A 21,023-nucleotide genomic window follows, 5' to 3' on the forward strand; every position below is an offset into this window, starting at 1 on the left:
GGGTCCGTCTCACACCGTGGACGCCCCGGGACGGAGCGCGGCGGGTGGCCGCAGCACCGTCCCGGGGCGCCGGACACCCAGCGCCGTACGGTGTTTCAGCCGCACCAGCGCGCGCCGCAGCCGTCCGGTCGGCAGCGGTTCCGGACCGGCCCGCTCGGCCCACCACTCGGCCAGCCGGCGGCGTACCGCACGCTCCGGCCCGCCCGCGTCGCGCGGCAGCGACAACAGGTGCTCGGCGAAGGCCAGCGCGTCCCGCCGGTAGCCGCCGCCGCACAGCGGGTTGGCCATCGCGTACGCGGTGAACGCCGGCCGGTAGCCCGCCCCGAGGATCACCGGCAGCTCGGGGGCCACCCGGGCCACCACCGCGGCCCGCTTGGCGGCGAGCGCGCGGCCGGTGGCCCGGATCCGTACCGGGTCGAACCCGGCCGGCACCGGCCCCCCTTCCACCAGCGCCGACAGCAACGCGGCCTGCCCGCGCGCCAGGCGCTCACGGGCCGCGTCGGTGGCCGGCGCCACCGTGGAACGCACCCGGACCGGCCGCCCGGCCCCGGCCGTCACCGCCATCGTCGTGTCGTCCGGCGCCGGACCGGCATCGTCGCGTAGCAGTCCCGCGCAGGCCGCGGTCGTCCGGTCAGACATGGCGGATCCCCTCCTCGCGCGCCCGGGCGCACGCCGTGCGGATGGCCGCCAGCTCCGCGGCGAGCACGTCGGGCGGCGGGAAGTCGTCGTCGCGCTCCAGCAGCACCCCGGGCGGGGCGGCGTGGGCGTGGACCGCGGCCAGGAGCGCGAGCACCGGCTCGCCCACCGGGTGGGCGTGGGTGTCGTGCCACATCCCGTCGCGTTCGGTGCCGCCCGCCACGTGCACGTAGGCGATCGCCTCCGGCGGCAGCGCGGCCAGGGTGCGCAGCGGGTCGGTGCCGTGGTTGACGTGGTTGGCGTGCAGGTTGGCCACGTCGACCAGGAGGCCGACCCCGGTGCGTTCGACCAGCTCGGCCAGGAACTCGCCCTCGGTGAACTCCTCGTCGGGCCAGCGCAGCAGCGCCGCCACGTTCTCCAGGGCCAGCGGGACGGGCAGGCACTGCTGGGCGATGCGGACGTTCTCGCAGAGCACGTCGAGCGCGTCCCGGGTGTACGGCACCGGCAGCAGGTGGCCCGCCTCCAGGGCCGGGGTGCCGGTCAGCGCGCCCCCGCCGCGGACGAAGGCGATGTGCTCGGTGACCAGCGGGGCGCCCAACGCCTCGGCGCGCTCGGCGAGATCGGCCAGCCGCCACGGGTCCGGGCGGTCGGCGCCGCCCAGCCCGAGCGAGACGCCGTGCGGCACCACCGGGGTGCCGCGGGCCAGCAGACGTTCCAGGGATTCCGGCAGACGACCCGGGCAGATGTTCTCCGCCACCACTTCCACCCAGTCGACGCCGGGCAGCTGCTCGACCGGCGCGGCGATCTCCGGCCGCCAGCCGACGCCCACACCCAGCCGCTGCATACGGTCCCCCTTCCCGGATGCGGAATGCGGTGGGGGCCGGACCGGGCGCCCCCGTGGCGCCCGGAGCCGGACCCTGAAGGTGACCATCGCCCGAGCGGGCACCGGTGAACCCCCGAACGCCCGGGTTCAGAGCTGGATTTGAGGTTCAGCACTGGCGGTCGTGGCCGGGCCGGACCACACTGACGCGCCATGGGGGCGGAAACGCACGGCGGTCGGGACGCACGGCGGCACGTCACGGAGACGGTGGACGTGCTCGTCCTGTGCGGGGCGGTGGGGGTGGGCAAGAGCACCACGGCGCACGAGGTGTCACTGCGCCTCGCCGACGACGGGCTGGCCCACGCCGTGGTCGACTGCGGTGAGCTGGAACGGCTCCACCCCTGGCCGGTCGAGGGGCTCCCGGAGTCCGAGGCCGCCCGGCGCAACCTCGCCGCGGTATGGGCCAACTACGCCGGACTCGGCCACCACCGGCTGATGCTCTGCGGGGTCTTCACCGACCTCCACCACGAACTCCCCTGGATCGCCGAGGCGGTCCCCGACGCCGCCTTCACCGTCATCCGGCTCACCGCCGACCCCGCCGTCCTCGCCGACCGCGTCCGCCCCCGGCCCGGCTCCGCCACCCCCGTCCCCGACCCCCTCGACCGCGCCGAACGCCAACTGCGCGAAATAGCCGCCGCCGACCCGCCCGGCACCCTCGTCGTCGACACCACCGGCCGCGGCGTCGCCGAAGTCGCCGAACAAGTCATGGCCCTCTGGCCGGCCGTCTCCCACCCGAGGGAGACGGGCCGGAACGGGCCGGGCTGAGCGGTCCGGCTCCGCCGCGTTCCCGCCGCCCGTCGGACACGCGAGCGCGAGGTGTTTCGTGCGGTCCCGCCGTTCGGGAATGGCCTTCAGGGAAGGGCCCGTTTCCGAGGCCGCGGCCCTTCCCCCACCACCCCGCTACGCTGACAACGCACGCAGTGCCAGGACGTAACCGTGACGACAGCAGGCGGTGCAGCCGTAGTGTCCGAGGTAGCAGAAGTGCAATCGGCCTGGGGGCGAATCGTGCACTGGCTCCAGGTGAACGCGCCGGTCAGTGCGGAGGCGCTGTGCGGGCCGGCCACGGATGAGGACATCGCGGGCCTGAGCGAAGCGCTGGGGTTCGAGGTGCCTGACGTTCTTGAGGCGCTGCTGAGGATGAACAACGGCAGCTCCGCGAAGGACACCACACGGCTCCTCCCCAACGGCCAGGTAGGGCCTGTGCGTCACCTGGATTCGGTGATCTTCCCCTACGGAAAGATCCTTCTGGGATGCGCGGAGATCGGCGAGCAGTATGCCAAGTGGCGGGGTGCCGAAGAAGAACACGACCTGGACGGCTACTGGAAGATTCCCTGGATCCCTGTGATCCAGGACTTCGAGGGTCAGTACTACGGGTACGCAGTGGACTCGGGGGTACCAGGCTTACCTGTCGTCGAGTACGGCGAGGGTTCTGTTCCGCGCGAGGCGGCCCCGTCGCTGGCCGTGTTGCTGGGGTCGTTCGCAGATGCGCTGGAAAGAGGCAGTTGGGGTGAGTGGCCTGAGTGGGTGGACCAGGGGTCATTGAGGTGGGGTGAGGAGTGATGACTGGCGGTAGCGATCGGGGAAGCCGGCCGAATGGCTTCGTGCGAGGTTGGTCGCCGCCACAGGGGCCCTGCGGCTGCGTGCTGTCAGTGGTCTGATGTCAGTTGGTCGCCTTCAGGGCGCACTTGACAGAAGTCGAGTTGGGATTGGCGGTGCCGCAGTTTCCGGACACGGCGGTGTCGAGCCAGTAGGCGTCCTTGTCCATCAGCCGCATCACCGGTGCCGTCCGGCGGGTGGGCGGGGCGGTGACGGCCGTCAGGGCGCTCGCCTCGCCCGTCGGATACGTACCGGCGGTCGGCGTCAGGCCTCGGGGCGCAGGGACGGGTGGTCGGCGACGATCGTGCAGGAGTTGGGGGCGATCTCGGTGTAGCCGGCGTCGCGGACGAGGGGGAGGGGGGAGGTGGTGAGGCGGGCCCAGTGGGCGGGGTCGGGGGTGCGGACGGCGAGGGGGAAGCCGGCGTCCCGCCAGGCGGTGCGGGCCGCGGGGGACAGTGCCCACCAGGCGAGTTGGGCGCCGTGGCCGGCCTGGGCCATCGCCTTGCCGGCGGACATCTCCAGCTCGGGGTTGCACCACAGGACGGGTGCGGCGGGGTCGGCCGGGGCGGGCGGGGCCGGGTCGTCCAGGTGTGTACCGGAGACCTGGAGCCGGGCCAGGTCCTTGGGCCAGCCGTCCAGCGGCACCGGGGGGAAGACCCTGACCTGCGCGGCGGCGCCCTCGACGGTGATGCCGGGGAGCGCCGCGGCCCGGCGCCACTCCGCGCCCCGGGCCCGCCGCACCACCTTGCGGATCCGTCCGTCCTCCCAGCCGCGCCGGGCCGCCGCCCACTCGCCCTCGCCGGACGCGCGCGGATCGGCGAGGAACACCAGCACCGCGCGGGCCGCCGTCTCCAACGCGTCGGTACGGGCCGGCGGGGCGTCGCGTTCGATCCGGACGACGAGCGGCAGGACGAACTGCGGCGCCGCGTCGCGGTCGGCGGCCCCCGGACCGGTGGGCGCCGTCACACTGTCGGGGTCGGTGCTGGTCACCGGGCCAGCATGCCATGGCGCGGCGGGGGGAACTTTCCCCGGCCCCTGGGCGTTGGGCCGGGTCGAAGGGGGGAACGACGATGCGGCTGAGCGGGGTCGGACGGCGGTACGGATACGGGCCACGAGGCCGCTGGGTGCTGCGCGACGTCGACCTGGAGCTGGCGGACGGCGGGGCGCTGGTCCGCGTCGAGGGCGGCAACGGCAGCGGCAAGTCGACGCTGCTGCGGCTGATCGCCGGCGTCGACGTGCCCACCGCCGGCACGGTCACCGGCCGCCCGGCCACCGCCTACGTACCCGAACGCTTCCCGGCCGAGCTGCCGTTCACCGCCAGCGGCTATCTGACCCGGATCGGGCGGATCCACGGGCTCTCCGGGCGCGAGGCGTCCCGCCGGGCCCGGCACTGGCTGGCGCGCTTCGACGTCGCCGGCCACGCCGACACCCCGCTCGACCGGCTCTCCAAGGGCACCTGCCAGAAGGTCGCGGTCGCCCAGGCGCTCCTCGCCGAACCGGCCCTGCTGGTGCTGGACGAGGCGTGGACGGGGCTGGACGCGTCCGCCCGCCGGCTGCTCGACGAGACCGTGCTGGAACGGGTGGCGGCCGGCGGCACCGCGGTCTTCGTCGACCACTCCCCGCGCCGGGCGGCCACCGAGGCCACCGCCGTCTACCAGGTGGCCGGCGGCCGGGTCACCGCGCTGCCGGCCCCGGACGGCGGCCCCGTCGCGACCGTCGTCCGCATCGTGGCCGAGGGCGACGGCGAACCCCCGGCCGACCTGGCGCCGCATGTGCGCGGCGGGGCGCGGGAGATCCGCCTCACCGTCCCCGAGGCCGACTGCGACCAGGCGCTGCGCACCCTGCTGTCGGCCGACCCGCCCTGGCACGTACGGTCCGTCACGCCGGTGGCGCCGGGGGATGACCGATGACGCCGCTCCTGCGCTACCAGGCCGCGCTGCTGCTGCGTTCGCACCGCTGGCTGCCGCCGCTGCTGCTCTACGCGTTCGTGCTCGCCATCGGCGTCTGGTCGGCGCAGCCGGTGCTGGGGTCGCTGGGGTGGACGGCGGGGGCCGTGCTGCCCGCCGCGGCCTGGCTGGCCCGGGTGTGCGTCCTCGCCGAGCCGCCCGCCGCCCGCGCGGTCACGGCCGCCGCCGCCGGTCCGGTACGGGCCCAACTCGCCCGGGTGCTCACCGGGTTGGGGGCCTCGCTGCTGATCGGTACGGCCGGTTCGCTGATCACCACCGTGATCAGCGCGCCCAGCGACGACGCCCATCGGGTGCGGGTGCCGCTGGGTGCGGCGGCTGCCGCCGGATGGCTGGCCACGCTCGCCTGCGTGCTGCTGGGGACGGCGGTCGGCGTGCTGAGCAACCCGCCGGTGCTGCGGCGTCCCGGCTGGGCGGTGCCCGTCTCCGCGCTGGCCGCGATATCCCTGCTGGTGGCGGCCGGTTCACCGGCCAACGCGGCGGTGAGCGGGCTGGTCACCGGTTCGGCGACGGGCCGGGTGACGCTGCCGTGGCTGCCGGTGCTGGTGGCGGCGGCCGGGTGCGCGGCGGCGACGGCGCTCAACTGCCGCCTCGCGCCCCGGCGTTGAGCCGCCGCGCCCGCGCCCCGCGCTCAGTCCCCGTCCGGTACCAACCGCAGCGAGATGGAGTTGATGCAGTACCGCTGGTCGGTGGGGGTGGGGTAGCCCTCGCCGGAGAAGACGTGCCCCAGGTGCGAACCGCAGCGGGCGCACCGCACCTCGGTGCGCACCATGCCGTACGAGCGGTCCTCCAGCAGCTCGACCGCCGAGGAGTCCTTGGGGTCGTAGAAGGACGGCCAGCCGCAGTGCGACTCGAACTTGGTGTCCGAGCGGAACAGTTCGGCCCCGCAGGCCCGGCACTCGTAGACCCCGGTCGTCCTGGTGTCGGTGTACTCGCCGGTGAAGGCCGGTTCGGTGCCGGCCTCCCGCAGCACGCGGTACTCGGCGGGGCTCAGCTCCGCGCGCCACTGCTCCTCGGGCTTGTCGACCTCGTACGGCATGGCCTTGCTCCTCAGCTCTCCACGGCGGACAGACGGGACAGGATCAGCGGACCGAGGTCGGTCACGTCGCCCGCCCCCATGGTGAGAACGAGATCGCCGGGCTTGGCCATTCCGGTGATCAGCTCCACCGCCGCCGCCTTGTCGTCGGCGGCCGTCACGTCGGCGCCCCGGGCGGCGGCGGCCTCGGTGATCAGCGCGCTGGTGACCCCCGGGATCGGGTCCTCGCGGGCCGGGTAGATGGCGAGCACCACGCTGGCGTCGGCGAGCGTGAGCGCCTCGCCCATCTCGGCCGCGAGCTGCTGGGTGCGGCTGAACAGGTGCGGCTGGAAGACCACCAGCACTCGGCCGTCGCCCGACGCGCCGCGGATCGCCTCCAGGTCGGCGGTCATCTCGGTGGGGTGGTGGGCGTAGGAGTCGATCACCTGCACCCCGGCGGCGGTGCCCTTGAGCTGGAGGCGCCGCTTGACCCCGGTGTACGAGGCGAGCGCCGGGGCGAGGTCGGCGGCGGGCACCCCGAGCGCGGCTCCGGCGGCGAGCGCGGCCACCGCGTTGAGCGCGTAGTGGCGGCCCGGCACCGAGACCGCGAAGGTCAGCTCGGCGCCGTCGAGCACCACGGTGACCTCGCTGGTCAGCCCGTGCGGCACGATCGCGGTGACCCGTACGTCGGCGTCGGCGGCCTCGCCGTAGGTCACGGTGCGCACCCGGCCGGCCAGGCGGGCGGTCAGCTCCCGGGCCCCGGGGTGGTCGGCGGAGATCACCAGGGTGCCGCCGGGCACGATCCGGTCGGCGAAGGCGGCGAAGGAGTCGTGGATCTCGGCCAGCGAGGCGTAGTTGGCGTGGTGGTCCAGCTCCACGTTGAGCACGATGGCCACCTCGGGCGCGTACTTGTGGAAGCTGCGGTCGCTCTCGTCGGCCTCGGCGACGAAGATCTCCCCGGAGCCGTCGTGCGCGTTGGAGCCCGGGGCGTCCAGGTCGCCGCCGATCGCGTACGACGGGTCGAGGCCCAGCGTGGTGAGCGCCACCGCCAGCATCGAGGTGGTGGTGGTCTTCCCGTGCGTGCCGGCCACCGCGATCGGCCGGGTACCCGTCATCAGCGCGGCCAGCGCGTCGCTGCGGTGCACCACCGGCACCCCGCGCTCCCGGGCCGCGGCGAGCTCCGGGTTCTCCGGCCGGATCGCGCTGGAGACCACCACGGCGGTGGCGTCGGCCGGCAGGTGCCCGGCGGCGTGGCCGATGTGCACGGTGGCCCCGAGCGCCCGCAGCGCCTGCGCGGTCGCCGACTCGCGGGCGTCACTGCCGGAGACCACGGCGCCGCGCTGCGCCAGGATCTTGGCGATGCCCGACATGCCGGCGCCGCCGATGCCGATGAAGTGCGGTCGGTCCATTCCGGCGGGGACGGCGGCTGCCATACGCGGCTCTCCTCGAAGAAGGCGGTGACGGTGTGCGGGGCGGCCACGCCCGGGATCACCCCGGGCGGGTGGCCGCCTCGATTCTGTCACCCCGGCGGGCCGCCCCCGGGACGGGCGCCGCGGACCGGGGGTCACGCCGGGCGGATCAGCCCGCTCGCCAGTCCCGCCGCGATCGCCCCGGTGCGGCTGTCGACGCCCAGTTTGTCGTAGATGTGCACCAGGTGGGTCTTGACGGTGGCCTCGCTGATGAAGAGCCGCTTGGAGATCTGCCGGTTGGCCAGCCCCTCGGCGAGCAGCGCGAGGATCTCGGTCTCCCGGGGCGAGAGCGCCGGGCGGCCGTCGCGTACCCGGCCCAGCAGCCGGGCGGCGACCGGCGGGGCGAGGACGGTCTCGCCGCGCGCGGCGGCCCGCACCGCGGCGGCCACCTCCTCCGGCGGCGCGTCCTTGAGCAGATAACCGGTGGCACCGGCCTCCACCGCGGCCAGGATGTCGGCGTCGGTGCTGTACGTGGTCAGGATGAGCACCGCCGGCGGATCCGGCAGCGCGGTGATCCGCCGGGTCGCCGCCACCCCGGGCACCCCGGCCATCTGGAGGTCCATCAGCACCACGTCGGGCTCGGCCGCCCCGCTCTCCAGCAGCGCCAGCGCCGCCGCGCCGTCCGCCGCCTCGCCCACCGCGGTCAGCTCCGGCAGATCGTCCACCATGGCCCGCAGGCCGCGCCGCACCACCGGGTGGTCGTCGACGATCAGCACCCGGATCATCCGGCGGCCACCGGCCCCGGCACCGGCAGCGTGGCCGCCACCGCGGTCCCCTCACCGGGGGCCGACTCCACCGTCAGCGTGCCGCCCAGCTCGCCGATGCGCTCCCGCATGCCGTGCAGCCCGAACGAGTCCCGCCCCGCGCCCCGACCGGGGTCGAAGCCCACCCCGTCGTCGTACACGTCCAGCGTCACCTGGCCGTCCAGGAAGCCGAGGGTGACCGTGGCGCGGCCGGCCCCGGCGTGCCGGGCGACGTTGGCCAGCGCCTCCTGGGTCAGCCGCACCAGCGCCACCTCGGCCCGGACCGGCAGCGGATACGGCTCGCCGTCCACCCGTACCTCCACCCGCGCCGGGCCCGGGTGGCGGGCCGCGACCCGGCGCAGCGCCTCCGGCAGCGAGGCGCCCTGGAGGTCGGGCGGGGTGAGCGCCCGGACGAAGCGGCGGGCCTCGGCCAGGTTCTCCGCCGCGGTGCGCCCGGCCTGCCGGATGTGGCCGCCGGCCGCGTCCGGGTCGCGCGGCAGCGCCCCCTCGGCGGCCCGGGTCAGCAGCACGATGCTGGAGAGCCCCTGGGCCAGGGTGTCGTGGATCTCCCGGGCGAGCCGCTGGCGTTCCGCGAGCCGCCCCGCCTCGTGCTGGGCCGCCGCCAGCTCGTCCCGGGTGGTCATCAGGTCGTCGATGAGCCGCTGCCGCTCCCGGCTCTCCCGGTACAGCGCGGCGTACCCGTACGCGGTCAGCACCGCCACCCCGGCCCCGGCCAGCGGGCCGATCACCTTGGCGGCGGTGAGTCCGCCGGGGCCGGCGGACTGGGTGACGACCACCACCGCGGTCGCCGCGGCAACGCACGGCAGCGACCAGCGGGCCGGCAGCAGATGCAGGTAGAGGAAGAACAACGGGAAGGCCAGATAGCCGAAGTCCGCGTCGAGCGCGAGCAGCGCCGCCCACAACGCGGTGACCACGGCCAGCCACGCCCAGGCCCGGCCGCGCGACGGCGAACGGTGGTCGCGGCGCACCCCGGCCGCGTACACCGCGCCCAGCAGCACCCCGGGCGCCAGCACCACCGGGGTGGCCGAGCCCGCCGCCGCCCGGCCCAGCGCCACCGCGAGCAGCACCGCGAAGGTGCCGTGCAGCGCGCCGCGCATCCACCGCAGCGCGGTCGCCTGCGGCACACCGGCACCGTCCGCGCGGACGTCACCGGGCGGCGGAACGAAGGCTGGGGTCGTCACGTCGTACGAGGGTACGGCGGCCGGGCGGCGCGGCGGCGGGCGAGGGCATCAACCGTTCGATGGATATCGGGGTGCACCCGACGACGGGCCGGGGAACCGCCCGCCGGACCGATGCCGCGCCCGGCTCCCGGAAGGCACCGTGGGAACCGTCGCCGTTCCGCCCGGGTCCACGGGCGGATCGGCACCGCATCGGTGGGCCTCGCCGGGGCGTCGGAACCCCGCCGGCCGCGAGGGCCCCGGACGTAGCTCTGGGGGAGCCGTCGCCGGTCCGCCCGGGTCCACCGGGCGGACCGGCGACGTCCCGGTGGGTCTCGCCGGGGCGTCGGAACTCCGCTGGCTGCGGGGTGCCTGGAGGTGTTTCGGACGTCGCGTCGGATCAGCCTGCGGCTTCCGGGGGCTCGGACGATGCTCCGTGCGCCCGGGTCCACGGGCGGACCGGCACCGCGCCGGACGCGGGGGACCCCGGACGACGCTCCGGGGGAGCGGGCGAGCGCGAGCTTCGCCCGGGCATTACCCCTTGGTCGTCGCGGGTCCGGTGGGACTTGGGTGTCCCCGGGCGGCGCGGGGCACCGCCCGCCGGGCGGTCGGCGGCCGTTCGGCGGCGCGACCTTGGCGGCCCGCCGTGACCACCGCCCGCGCGCCCTTCCGGCGGCGGGCCCACAGCCTTCGAGAGAGGTTTCCCTTGTTCGTCGCACTTCGTGACATCCGGTTCGCCCGTGGGCGGTTCGCGCTCATGGGCGTGGTGGTCGCGCTCATCACCACGCTGGTGGTCTTCCTGTACGGGCTCACCGGAGGGCTGGCCCGCGCCGCCACCTCGGCGGTGAGCGCGCTGCCGGCCGATGTGATCGTCTTCGGCGCCCCCGGCGGGGCGGCGCCGCAGGTCTCGTTCAGCGGCAGCAGCGTCGGCGCGGCGCAGCAGGCGGCGTGGCGGAAGGTGCCGGGCGTGCGGGCGGTGCGCCCGCTGGGGCTGGCGATGACCCGGCTGACCGGCGATGGACGCACCGGCTCGGTCGGGGTCCTCGGCGGCGGTCCGCCCCTGCTGCCGGCCGCGCGCACCGGAGCCGCGCCGCACGACGGGCAGGTGCTCCTCGGCGCCTCGGCGGCGCGCCGGTTCCGGGCCGCCCCCGGGGACACCGTCACCCTCGGCACCCGGCGGCTGACCGTCTCCGGGGTGGGCCCCGACCTCTCCTACGCCCACGCCGACGCGGTGTGGACCACCCCGGCCACCTGGCGCCAGGTCACCGGGGCGCGGCAGCCGACCGTGCTCGCGGTCACCGGGCACCCGGCCGCCGGTTCCGCCACGCCGGACGGCACCGTCGCCGCCGGCCGCGCGGAGGCGCTCGCCGGGGTCGACGGGTACGCGGCCGAACACGGCAGCCTCCAGCTCGTGCAGGGCTTCCTCTTCGCGGTGAGCGCCCTGGTCACCGGGGCGTTCTTCACCGTGTGGACGGTCCAACGGGCGCCCGCCATCGCCCTGTTGAAGGCGGTCGGCGCGAGCAGCGGCTATCTGGTCCGGGACGCGCTGGCGCAGGCGCTGGCGGTGCTGGCGGCCGGGGCGGCGCTGGGCGCGGGCGCCGGGGCGCTCGGCGGGGCGCTGGCCGGGCGGACGGTGCCGTTCGCGGTGGGCGCCGGGACGGTGGCGGTGCCGGTCGCGGTGATGATCGGGCTGGGGCTGGCCGGCTCCGCGCTGGCGGTGCGCCGGATCACCTCGGTCGACCCGCTGACCGCGCTGGGGGCCGGCCGATGACCGCGACGAACGCTTCCGCCCCGCTGCGGCTGGCCGGGGTGCGGCTGACCTACCCGGACGGCGAGCGCCGGCTGACCGCGCTGGACGGGGTGTCGCTGACCGTGGACGCCGGTGAACTGGTGGCGGTCGCCGGGCCGTCCGGTTCGGGCAAGTCGAGCCTGCTGGCGGTCGCCGCCACGCTGCTGACGCCGGACGCCGGGCAGGTGACGGTGGCCGGCCGGGAGACCGGCCGGCTGCGCCCCGCCGAGCGCGCCGCGCTGCGCCGCGAGCACATCGGGATCGTCTTCCAACAGGCCAATCTGCTCCCGGCGTTGACCGCGGTCGAGCAACTGCTGGTGGTGGAGCACCTGCGCGGCCGGCGCCCGCGGGCCGCCCGGGAACGGGCCGAGGAACTGCTGGACTCGGTCGGCCTGGACGCCGCAAAGCGGGCCCGCCGGCCGCATCAGCTCTCCGGCGGCGAACGCCAGCGCGTCAACATCGCCCGCGCGCTGTTCACCGGCCCGTCGGTGCTGCTGGTGGACGAGCCGACCTCGGCGCTGGACCGCGAACGCGGCGCGCACGTCATGGAGTTGCTCGCCGAGGTGACCGCCGTCCACCGCACCGCCACCGTCCTGGTCACCCATGACACCGGGCTGCTGGAACGGGCCGGGCGGGTGGTGTGGATGCGCGACGGCCGCCTCGACGGGCAACGGAGCGGCGGCGGGCGGACGGCGCCGTGACGGGGTCAGTCGTTGTGCGCGTAGAGCTTGAGCACCGGCACCCCGACCTTGTGCCGGGCCCGGGAGGCCCAGTCCCGGTGGAAGAACTCCTCGACCAGGTGGGGCGCGGTGAGCACGATCACCTCGTCGGCGCCGGTCTGCTCGACCACCGAGCGCAGCAGGTCCAGCGGGTGCTCCTCGACGATCTGGCCGACCGCCTCGGCGCCGGTGGCCCGCAGCGCCTTCAGGCTGTGCTCCAGCGCGTGCACCGCCGGGGCCAGCGCCTGGTCGCCCTCCGGTTCCTCCTCCTCGCGGGCGGCCTCGCGCAGTTCGCCGAGGGCGACGTCGTCCAGGGCGCGCAGCAGTCTCTCCTGGTCCCCGCGCGGTTGCATCAGGACGACGAAGGAGACGGCTTCGTCACTGTGCAAGGTGGTCACCAGCTGCACGTCGACGGGGGCGAGCGGCTTCTCGATCATGAGTACGGTCGTGATCACGGACTCGTCCTTCTTTCTCACGGGCCACCGGGCCCCCATGGAAACCAAGCTGCCCCGCCTCCGCACGGGGCACCCGGGAGGAGCATTCCCCCGGAACATCAAACGGAACGGCGTATTCCGGGGTGACGCCCCCACGCCTCCCGGGCCACCCCTGCCCCGTCCGGCCCGGGGTACCCGTGGTCAGCGGACGCGTACGTACCGGGTGAACAGGAACCCCTGCTCCTCCAGGACCGAGACGGGGCGGAAGCGGTCCGGCTCGGCGATCAGCGGACCGTTGGCGATCCGGGGCGCGGTGCCCGCGGTGAGCAGCGGCGCCACGGTCAGGCACAGCTCGTCCAGCACCCCGGCCGCGGCGAACTGGCCGAGCAGCCGGGGGCCGCCCTCGGTCAGCAGCCGGGTCATCCCGTGCCCGGCGAGTACCCGCACCGCCTCCGCCGGATCGACCCGGGTGCCCTCGCCGGCCCGCAGCACCCGGGCGCCCGACGCCTCGGCGGCCCGCACCCGCTCCGGATCGGCGCCGGTGCCGGTGAGCACCACGGTGGGCACCACCGGCCCGGTGAACAGCGGAAGCGTGAAGTCCAGCTCCAGCGCGGCGCTGACCACCACGATCGTCGGGGCCGGCGGCTGCCCGAGGGCGGCCCGCCGGGCGGCGAACGCCTCCCGCACCCGGGCCGGCCGGTACCCCTCCTGGCGTACCGTTTCCGCACCCACCACGACGGCGTCCGCGAGCCCGCGCAGCACGCCGAAGACCCGCATGTCGGCCTCGGAGGAGAGCGGCTGGGACCGGCCGTCGTGCCAGGCCGCGCCGTCCAGCGAGGACACCATGTTCGCCCGCAGCCAGGCCGGGCGGTCCGGGGCCGGCTCGGGGTAGGCGTAGGCGTCGGCCAGCCCGTCCAGCGTGGCGAGGGTCTCATCGGCGGCCGACCCGGTGGTCGGGGCAGGGAACAAGCGGTGCATGCACGGCAGTCTGGCACGGCGCATCCGCCGAGGCAGAGGGCGTGCACCGGGACGACCGCGCGCCCCTGTACGGCGTGGCGGGCCGGGCGCACGCGTCGCGCGGACCGGCGGGCGCGGCTGAGCACGCCCCGGGAAGGGAATAGGCTTGGGGGCTGTGTCCTCTGCCGCCTCAGCCTCCCGCTCCGACGCGCATCCGATAGCCGACGCGCCCGTGTCGCTGTGCGCGCGCGAACCGCACGTGCCCGCCGACCGGCTGGTCGCCGAAATGGTGCCGCCGCCGCGTTTCGACTCCGTACGGTTCGAGAACTACCACCCCGACCCCGGGCAGCCCAGCCAGGCCGAGGCGGTACGGGTGCTCAGCGGCTTCGCCGCCGGCCTCGGCGACGAGGGCACCGCGCGCCGGCGCCGCTGGTTCAAGCGCGAGGCGCCGGCCCCCGCCGGGCCCAGCGGGATCTACCTGGACGGCGGCTACGGGGTGGGCAAGACGCACCTGCTCGCCTCGTTGTGGCACGCCACCCCGGCCCCCGCCGAGCGCAAGGCGTTCGGCACCTTCGTGGAGCTGACCAACCTGGTCGGCGCCCTCGGTTTCCAGCAGGCGGTCACCGCGCTCAGCGGCCACCGGCTGCTGTGCATCGACGAGTTCGAGCTGGACGACCCGGGCGACACCGTGCTCGTCTCCACGCTGCTGGGCAAGCTGGCCGACGCCGGCGTCCGGCTCGCCGCGACCTCCAACACCCTGCCCGGCAAGCTCGGCGAGGGGCGCTTCGCCGCCGCCGACTTCATGCGGGAGATCCAGGGGCTCTCGGCCCGCTTCCGCAGCCTGCGCATCGACGGCGAGGACTACCGCCACCGCGGGCTGCCCGCCGCGCCGCCGCCCTTCACCGACGAGCAGGTCACCGAGCGCGCGCACGCCACGCCGGGCGCCTCGCTGGACGACTTCGGGGCGCTCCTCGGCCACCTCGCCCGGGTCCACCCCAGCCGTTACGGGGCGCTGTGCGAGGGCGTCGACGCGGTCTTCCTGCGCCAGGTGGCCCCGGTCGCCGACCAGGCCACCGCGCTGCGCCTGGTGGTGCTCGCCGACCGGCTCTACGACCGCGAGGTGCCGGTGATGGCCTCCGGCGTGCCGTTCGACGCGATATTCAGCGAGGAGATGCTGAACGGCGGCTACCGCAAGAAGTACTTCCGCGCGATATCCCGGCTGACCGCCCTCGCCCGCGACGCTGCCTGATCGTGTTCGCTCGCCTCCGGGCGCTCTTCTCCGCTGCCGACACTCCTCAGGACTGCGCTCGCTCCTTCGTCGCTCCCTTGCCTTCGTCGCTTTCGGCATCGGCGCGCCCTTCGGCTCGCTCACCCACCGGGTCCGTGGTTGCCGGACAGCGGGGGCTGAACGGCGCGTAAAACGTTTCCTCACGGCTCCCGGACCACCGCGGCGGACCACGGGGGGAGGACCAGGCGGTCCGTGCCGGGTGGGAGCTTCGCGGAGGCGACCAGGACGTGGTGGCCGGTCACGGGGAGGGTACGGGGGGAGTCGGAGAGGTTGACGGCGGTGCGCAGGGAGCCGCGGCGCAGCAGGATCCAGCGGGCCTCCTCGTCGTGGACGGCCTCGACGGCGGTCAGATCGGGGTCGGTCAGCTCGGGTTCGGTGGCGCGCAGCGCGATCAGCTCGCGGTACCAGCGCAGCAGCCCGGCGTGGGGTTCACGGTGCGGCTGCGACCAGTCCAGGCAGGACCGCAGCCGGGTCGCGGGGTCCTGCGGATCGGGTATCTCCTCGGCGGACCAGCCGTGCCCGGCGAACTCCCGGCGGCGCCCGTCCCGTACCGCCGCGGCCAGCTCGGGATCGGTGTGGTCGGTGAAGAACTGCCAGGGCGTGGCGGCCCCCCACTCCTCGCCCATGAAGAGCATCGGCGTGAACGGCGCGGTGAGCACCAGGGCCGCCGCCACCGTCAACTGACGCACCGTCAGGCGATCGCCGAGGGCCCGGTTGCCTATCTGGTCGTGGGTCTGGGCGTACCCCAGGAAACGGTGGGCGGGGACGTCGGACGGCACCGGGCGGCCGTGCCGGCGGCCCCGGAACGAGGAGTACGTGCCGTCGTGCAGCCACACCCGGGTGAGCGTCTTGGCCAGCGCCGCCATCGGGGCGCGGGCGAAGTCGGCGTAGTAGCCCTGCGACTCCCCGGTCACCGCGGCGTGCACCGCGTGGTGGAAGTCGTCGCTCCACTGCGCGTGCAACCCCAGCCCCCCGGCCTGCCGCGGGGCCGTGGTGCGCGGGTCGTTGAGGTCGGACTCGGCGATCAGGAACAGCGGGCGCCCGGTGGCGGCGGCCAGCCGGTCCACCGCGGCGGATAGCTCGGCCAGGAAGTGCTCGGCCCGGGTGTCCACCAGCGCGTGCACCGCGTCCAGCCGCAGCCCGTCGAGCCGGTAGTCGCGCAGCCACGCCAGCGCGCTGCCGATCAGGAAGTCCCGCACCTCGTCGGAGCCGGGCGCGTCCAGGTTGACCGCGGCGCCCCACGGCGTGTGGTGGGTGTCGGTGAAGTACGGGCCGAAGCGCGGCAGATGGTTGCCGGAGGGGCCCAGGTGGTTGTGGACCACGTCCAGCACCACGCCGAGCCCGTGCGCGTGCGCCGCGTCCACCAACCGCTTCAGGCCGTCCGGCCCCCCGTACGGCTCGTGCACCGCCCACAGGCACACGCCCTCGTACCCCCAGCCGTGCCGGCCCGGGAACGGGCAGACCGGCATCAGGGCCACATGGGTGACCCCCAGGGCCACGAGGTGGTCCAGCCGGGCCGCCGCCGCGTCGAAGGTGCCCTCCTCGGTGAAGGTGCCCACGTGCAGCTCGTAGAGGACGGCCCCCGGCAGCGGGCGGCCGTGCCACGGCGTGGACCAGGCGAACCGGTCGTGGTCCACCACCGCGCTCGCCCCCTCCGGGCCGTCCGGCTGGCGCCTGGAGCGCGGGTCGGGCAGCGGCTCACCGCCGTCCAGCACGAACGCGTACCGCGTGCCGTCCCGGTACGGCGCGGTGGCACACCGCCACCAGCCCGGGCGGCGCGGATCGGGGTCCATCGGGTGGTCGGTGCCCGCCACCCGCACCGCCACCCGCCCGGCGTCCGGCGCCCACACCTCGTACACGGTCAGCCTCCCTGCGGCCGGGCGTCCGGCGGGGTCCCGTTGCGTGACGACACCGCGACCGTATGCACCGAGCCGTCCTTGTTCAACTCGACGATGGGGATCGCCTTGTTCACCGGGTTGCCGTCCGGGTCGAGGGATATCAGCCCGCTGGCGCCGGAGACGGCCTTCACGCCGGTCAGCGCCGGCAGCATCTGGATGACGTCCTGGCCCCTGACCCGGTTGGGGCCGGAGGGGCCCTGGGCGGCGTAGCGGATCGCGGTCACCGCGGTGAGCACGGCGTCGTACCCGGTGATCGCCTGGCCGTCGTCGAGCGGTTCGTGCGGGAACGCGGCCGGGAAGCGCCCGCCGGACTGGAACGGGGCGATCGCGGTGCTGTTGAAGCTCTGCGGGCGCTTGGTCCACGCCTCGGGGTGGGCGAGCCCGGTGTAGACCAGCCGGATGTTCCCCAGCCGCAGCGCGTCCTTGACCTCGTCGATCCCGGCCGACCGCTCCACCAGTGAGGCGTCGTCCCCGGAGAGCACGGTCAGCGGCTGGTCGGCGCACTGCCGTCCGGCCAGCGGCGACAGGAACTTCGGCAGGTCCACCCCGCGCCCGGCGTAGAAGATCACCTGCGGCTTCTCCAGGCACACGTTGGCCATCGCCTGGGTGAAGTAGGTGGCCACGTCCGACTTGGAGGAGTCGTAGACCATCGGCTGCGAGACCAGGTCACCGGGCGGGTAGCTGGCCCGGAAGGAGTCGGCCAGGGTGCGGGTGTACAGGTCGTCCGAGCGGCGGTCCTGCACCAGCAGCACCTTGGCCCCCGGATGCGAGGAGCGCAGGTACGTCGCCGCCGCGGCGGCCTCGTCGGAGTTGGCCGGGACCACCCGGGCCAGCCCCTGCAGCCCGGTCAGGTCGTTGGAGGTGAGCACTGAGCCGAAGGTGGCCAGGTCGTGGCCGATCAGCTCCTTGATGGTGGCCCTGGTGGCCGACGTGCTGGTGCCCAGCCCCGCCACGGCCACGATGTGGTCCGGGCCGATGCGCTCCTCGATGCGGCGCAGGGTGAACGCCCGGGCGTCGTCGGAGCCGCCGGAGTGGGCCAGCAGCAGCCGGATCTTGGGCGCGTCCCCGTGGGTGTGGGTGTTGTTGGCTACCCACTGGGCGGTGTAGGCCCCCTCCAGCTCGTGCCGGATGGAGTCGGTCGTCGTGGTGCCGCCCTCCCCGGGCACCATGGAGGCCAGGTAGACCACGCTCACCCACGAGTCGCCGCCGCCCTTGGCGACCCGCTCGTTCTCCTGCCGGACCAGGTCCGACAGATGGGCCAGGTCCGGCGAGAAGGCGTACGAGCCGTCGGTGACCCCCACGCACTCGTGGTCCGGGCCGTGCTTCTCCACCCCGCTCACCCCGCACCCGACCGACGGCCGGACGACCCAGTACACCCCGGCCGCCACCAGCACCACGGCCACCACCAGCGCCGCCACCCGCCACGGGCGCTGCCACCAGCGGCGCGGCGGATCCCAGGTGGGCCCGGGCCCGTTCGCTGCGCTCATCGCCGAAGACCTCCCTGGTCGCGGATCAGTCGGTGCGGGTCTCGTAGCGGGCCGCCTCCGAACGCAGCACCGCGCCGTTGGCGTCGGCGTGCAGGGCCAGGTCACGGAAGGCGGCGCTGATGGTGAAGTTGAGCTCCGGACGGGCACTGGGCAGCCGGTTGCGCGGATCGGCCGCCAGCCACAACGAGGTCACCAGCAGCGCCAGTGAACGCCGCTCGGCGTACGCCCGCGGGGCCAGCTCCCGGGTGAGCACGTCGGCCCGGTGCGAGGCGGGCATCGTCACGTCCACCGGGTCGCGCATCGGGGCCGCGGTGACCGCGTACAGCTCGTACAGCCACGCCTCGGTGGGCAGTGTGGTCAGGCCGGCGGCGAGCCCGGCGACCACCTGGTCGACCTCGCCGAGCGCCAGCTGGTGGTAGTGGGCGCCCAGCCGGCCGCCGGGACGCCCCGCGTGCCAGTCGCGCAGCCGGGTGTGGGCGGCTGTCCAGTCCGGGTACGGGCCCGCCGCCTCGCGGCCGGCCAGCTCGCGCAGGAGCACCAGCCACAGCCACGGCTGGAACACCGGGGAGTCCGGCAGCGGCTCGGGGTGGGCGGCCGGGCCCTCGCGCGGCAGGTAGCCCGAGCCCCGGCCGCCCCGGGTGCCGGCGTCCTCGTGCAGCGGGCTCACCGTCCACAGCCGCTCCGCCGCCTCCTCCAGCAGCGTGTCGCGTACCCGGGGCGTGAACCCCTCCAGCAGGCCGGAGTTGACGGCGGACTCCAGATCGCGGGCGGCGGCGCAGGTGACCAGGGCGGCCAGTTGCTCGGCCGTCATGTCCTGGAAGAGGTAGGCCAGCGCCTCCTGGCTCAAGGTGAGCTCGGGGCGCGGCCCGTCGCCCTCGTCCGCCTCCTCCCGCCGGCCGGGCGGCCGGGCGTCCAGGACGGCACGCAGCAGCTCGTCCGCGTCCGGCCGGTCGATCATCCGCGCCGCCGCCTGGTGCATCCGCAGCACGCTCCACGGATGCCCGTAGGTCAGCCGGTGCACCAGAGGGGTGGCCTCCGGCAGCCGGGGCGCCACCGAGGCACCCAACTGGGAGACCTGACTGGCCGTCAGCTCCGGCAGCCGCACCGGATACCACCACCACGAGCGGTCGGCCGGCGACTGCGGCACCGCCGCCCGCCAGTCGGCGTACCCCACCTGGTCACCGCCGCGGATGCGCAGCCCGGCCGGGCCCGGGTCGAACGGACCGGGCACCGCCCGCGCGGTGGAGGAGGCGACCACCATCAGCAGCGGATCGCAGCCGCCGCCCGCCCGCAGCCGCAGCGACTCGCGCAGCTCCAGCAGCAGCCGCACGAACCGGGTGCCCCCGCCGTGGTCGATGTTGTCCAGCACCACCAGGCAGTTGCGGTCGCCGGACGGGCCGCCGCGACCGGTGTAGGCGGCCCGCAGATCGGCCAGGAACGCCTCGCACAGCAGCCGGTCCACCCGCTCCTGGTCGGCCGGGTCCTCGCTGCGGCTGCGCTCGTTGAGCTCCACCAGGGTCTCCAGCGGGCCGCGCGGGCTGTCCAGCCCGTACCAGTCGAGCCCGGCGCCGGCGATCCGTTGCACCAGTCGCGGGCCCACCCCGCGCAGCAGCAGCGCCGCCATCAACCCGGCTCCGGGAACCGGGATCACCCCCAGGTCGTTGAGGAGTCCGACGGCCTCGGACATCGCGTCGGCGGCCGGCCCCGCGCTGCGCCGACGGGCCGACCGCATCGCCTTGTTGAGCGCGTGCTTGGCCTGCTCGGGGCTGTTGACGTCCAGCCGCAGCTCCGGGTCGACGGCCACCAGACCGTGGGTGAGCCGGGGAAACCGCGGCCCGCCGCCCGACCGCCCGCCCATCGACAGCCGGAACGCCAGCCGCGCCGCCACCTCGTGCGGACGCAACGAGGCGGCGGCGAAGTCGAAACCGGCGTGCGGCGCCGTGGACGCCCGGTGTGCCAGATACCCCAGCACCGCCGTCTTGCCGCTGCCGTGCCGCCCGAGCAGCGCGATCACCGGAAGGTCGCGGTCGGGCCGACGGCCGTCACCCAAGCGGTCGCCCCGGCCGTCCCGGCGGCGCACCCAGCAGTCGTGTACCAGGTCCTCGATGGGCTCGATCCCCAGCGGGCGGGCGGGCACGTCGGGCACGGCGCTGATCCCCCTTCAGCTCCGGTGGCGCGGTGTACGCGGCGGACGGCACCGCACCCTCGGTGGTGCGGTGTGCGACGCCGGACGCCCATGGTGACACAAAGAACCTGTGGTGTACGCGCGTTGACGATGCCGTATGCGCTTCGACGCCATGCCGTGTCCATGCCCGTTCGGCCGCCGGACCGGCCCGTCCGGCGCCCGGGGCCGCTGGACACCCCGCCGGGCACCCCGGAGAATCGGTACGTGACGTCACAGGAGTTCCGCACCGCCGAGGTACGGCTGTCGGATGCCGAACGCGAGCAGGCGATCGCCGTGCTCCGGGAACACGCGGCGCAGGGACGGCTGTCCCACGACACCTTCCTGACCCGGATGGAACTCGCCCTGCACGCCCGGGCCCGCGGCGACCTGACCGCCCTCGTCGCCGACCTGCCCGCCGAACCGCCCGCCCCCGCCCCCGTCCCGCCCGCGCCCGCCCCGCTCACCGGGGCGCTCGCCCGCACCGTGGCCGCCCTGTCCGCCCTGATGGGCCGGGTACGCGACGCCTGGCGCTTCGAACGGGTGCCGCGCCTGATGCTCCCCGAACCCGGCCCCTTCCCGCTGCGCATCGGCCGCGACTACGCCAACGGGCTGCGCATCGGCGACGACTCGGTCTCCCGCTGCCACGCCGAACTGCGCCAGGCCGACGGGGTCTGGCTGCTGCGCGACCTCGGCTCGATGAACGGCACCTGGATCAACGGCCGCCGCCTCACCGGCGAGGCCCCGGTCTCCCCCGGGGACGTGGTCACCTTCGGCCGGATCGGATACCGGCTCGCCGCACGCTGAAC

At 75.3% G+C, this 21,023-nt stretch carries 18 protein-coding genes and 1 pseudogene; 8 read left to right on the plus strand and 11 right to left on the minus strand.

The features are described from left to right. Positions 1–9: 9 nt before the first annotated feature. Positions 10–1,480, minus strand: a pseudogene (locus tag SCATT_RS39700) (DUF692 domain-containing protein). Positions 1,481–1,723: 243 nt separating this feature from the next. On the opposite strand from SCATT_RS39700, the gene SCATT_RS38670 reads away from it, so the two are divergent. Further along, positions 1,724–2,281, plus strand: coding sequence for an ATP-binding protein (locus tag SCATT_RS38670; RefSeq protein WP_014628511.1), 558 nt, complete (start codon positions 1,724–1,726; stop codon positions 2,279–2,281). A 255-nt stretch (positions 2,282–2,536) separates the two neighbouring features. Next, positions 2,537–3,076: an SMI1/KNR4 family protein gene (locus SCATT_RS22205; protein WP_231905148.1), complete on the plus strand. Its 540-nt coding sequence runs from the start codon at positions 2,537–2,539 to the stop codon at positions 3,074–3,076. Positions 3,077–3,376: 300 nt separating this feature from the next. On the opposite strand, the gene SCATT_RS22210 is transcribed toward SCATT_RS22205, so the two are convergent. Then, positions 3,377–4,102 carry a peptidyl-tRNA hydrolase gene (locus tag SCATT_RS22210; RefSeq protein WP_014145401.1) on the minus strand — a complete coding sequence of 242 codons (726 nt, stop codon included), beginning with the start codon at positions 4,100–4,102 and terminating at the stop codon, positions 3,377–3,379. A gap of 80 nt (positions 4,103–4,182) precedes the next feature. Here SCATT_RS22210 and SCATT_RS37745 point away from each other — a divergent pair, with 80 nt between their 5' ends. Further along, on the plus strand, positions 4,183–5,022 hold the full coding sequence (locus SCATT_RS37745; RefSeq protein WP_014145402.1) for an ATP-binding cassette domain-containing protein: 840 nt from the start codon (positions 4,183–4,185) through the stop codon (positions 5,020–5,022). Continuing rightward, positions 5,019–5,684 carry a hypothetical protein gene (locus SCATT_RS37750; protein WP_014145403.1) on the plus strand — a complete coding sequence of 222 codons (666 nt, stop codon included), beginning with the start codon at positions 5,019–5,021 and terminating at the stop codon, positions 5,682–5,684. The genes SCATT_RS37745 and SCATT_RS37750 overlap by 4 nt, the downstream gene beginning before the upstream one ends. A 23-nt stretch (positions 5,685–5,707) precedes the next feature. On the opposite strand, the gene msrB is transcribed toward SCATT_RS37750, so the two are convergent. The 4 genes from msrB to SCATT_RS22240 all read right to left on the minus strand — a co-directional run bounded on the left by msrB (position 5,708) and on the right by SCATT_RS22240 (position 9,448). Next, a complete protein-coding gene (gene msrB, locus SCATT_RS22225) occupies positions 5,708–6,115 on the minus strand; it encodes a peptide-methionine (R)-S-oxide reductase MsrB (protein ID WP_014145404.1) in 408 nt (135 codons plus the stop codon). A gap of 11 nt (positions 6,116–6,126) precedes the next feature. Then, the gene (gene murC, locus SCATT_RS22230; RefSeq protein WP_014145405.1) at positions 6,127–7,524 is read right to left on the minus strand and encodes a UDP-N-acetylmuramate--L-alanine ligase; all 1,398 of its coding nucleotides are present in this window, start codon (positions 7,522–7,524) and stop codon (positions 6,127–6,129) included. A gap of 131 nt (positions 7,525–7,655) precedes the next feature. Beyond that, the gene (locus tag SCATT_RS22235) at positions 7,656–8,285 is read right to left on the minus strand and encodes a response regulator (RefSeq protein WP_014145406.1); all 630 of its coding nucleotides are present in this window, start codon (positions 8,283–8,285) and stop codon (positions 7,656–7,658) included. Continuing rightward, positions 8,282–9,448 (minus strand): sensor histidine kinase, encoded by a 1,167-nt coding sequence (locus SCATT_RS22240; RefSeq protein WP_014145407.1) that lies wholly within the window; start codon positions 9,446–9,448, stop codon positions 8,282–8,284. Before SCATT_RS22240 ends, SCATT_RS22235 begins: the two co-directional genes overlap by 4 nt. 739 nt (positions 9,449–10,187) lie before the next feature. Between SCATT_RS22240 and SCATT_RS22245 the strand changes: the two genes are divergently transcribed. Beyond that, entirely contained in the window at positions 10,188–11,252 is a 1,065-nt protein-coding gene (locus SCATT_RS22245) for an ABC transporter permease (RefSeq protein ID WP_014145408.1), read from the plus strand. Beyond that, positions 11,249–11,971, plus strand: a complete 723-nt coding sequence (locus SCATT_RS22250) for an ABC transporter ATP-binding protein (protein ID WP_014145409.1) — start codon at positions 11,249–11,251, stop codon at positions 11,969–11,971. The genes SCATT_RS22245 and SCATT_RS22250 overlap by 4 nt, the downstream gene beginning before the upstream one ends. A 5-nt stretch (positions 11,972–11,976) precedes the next feature. On the opposite strand, the gene SCATT_RS22255 is transcribed toward SCATT_RS22250, so the two are convergent. Beyond that, complete coding sequence (locus SCATT_RS22255; protein ID WP_014145410.1) at positions 11,977–12,444, minus strand: hypothetical protein; 468 nt, start codon at positions 12,442–12,444, stop codon at positions 11,977–11,979. A 180-nt stretch (positions 12,445–12,624) separates the two neighbouring features. Then, complete coding sequence (locus SCATT_RS22260; protein ID WP_014145411.1) at positions 12,625–13,401, minus strand: pyrimidine reductase family protein; 777 nt, start codon at positions 13,399–13,401, stop codon at positions 12,625–12,627. A gap of 145 nt (positions 13,402–13,546) precedes the next feature. Here SCATT_RS22260 and zapE point away from each other — a divergent pair, with 145 nt between their 5' ends. Continuing rightward, a complete protein-coding gene (zapE, locus tag SCATT_RS22265) occupies positions 13,547–14,629 on the plus strand; it encodes a cell division protein ZapE (RefSeq protein ID WP_014145413.1) in 1,083 nt (360 codons plus the stop codon). A 179-nt stretch (positions 14,630–14,808) separates the two neighbouring features. Here the strand turns inward: zapE and treZ are convergent, their stop codons facing one another. Genes treZ through SCATT_RS22280 form a run of 3 tightly spaced genes read right to left on the minus strand, consistent with a single transcriptional unit; the run spans position 14,809 to position 20,199 of the window. Next, positions 14,809–16,527 carry a malto-oligosyltrehalose trehalohydrolase gene (gene treZ, locus SCATT_RS22270; protein ID WP_014145414.1) on the minus strand — a complete coding sequence of 573 codons (1,719 nt, stop codon included), beginning with the start codon at positions 16,525–16,527 and terminating at the stop codon, positions 14,809–14,811. A gap of 2 nt (positions 16,528–16,529) precedes the next feature. Further along, positions 16,530–18,053: an ABC transporter substrate-binding protein gene (locus SCATT_RS22275; protein WP_014145415.1), complete on the minus strand. Its 1,524-nt coding sequence runs from the start codon at positions 18,051–18,053 to the stop codon at positions 16,530–16,532. A 25-nt stretch (positions 18,054–18,078) separates the two neighbouring features. Then, positions 18,079–20,199, minus strand: coding sequence for a hypothetical protein (locus SCATT_RS22280; RefSeq protein ID WP_014145416.1), 2,121 nt, complete (start codon positions 20,197–20,199; stop codon positions 18,079–18,081). A gap of 243 nt (positions 20,200–20,442) precedes the next feature. Between SCATT_RS22280 and SCATT_RS22285 the strand changes: the two genes are divergently transcribed. After that, positions 20,443–21,021 carry a DUF1707 and FHA domain-containing protein gene (locus SCATT_RS22285; protein ID WP_014145417.1) on the plus strand — a complete coding sequence of 193 codons (579 nt, stop codon included), beginning with the start codon at positions 20,443–20,445 and terminating at the stop codon, positions 21,019–21,021. Positions 21,022–21,023 lie beyond the last annotated feature (2 nt).

The organism is Streptantibioticus cattleyicolor NRRL 8057 = DSM 46488, from assembly GCF_000240165.1.
GTDB lineage: Bacteria > Actinomycetota > Actinomycetes > Streptomycetales > Streptomycetaceae > Streptantibioticus > Streptantibioticus cattleyicolor.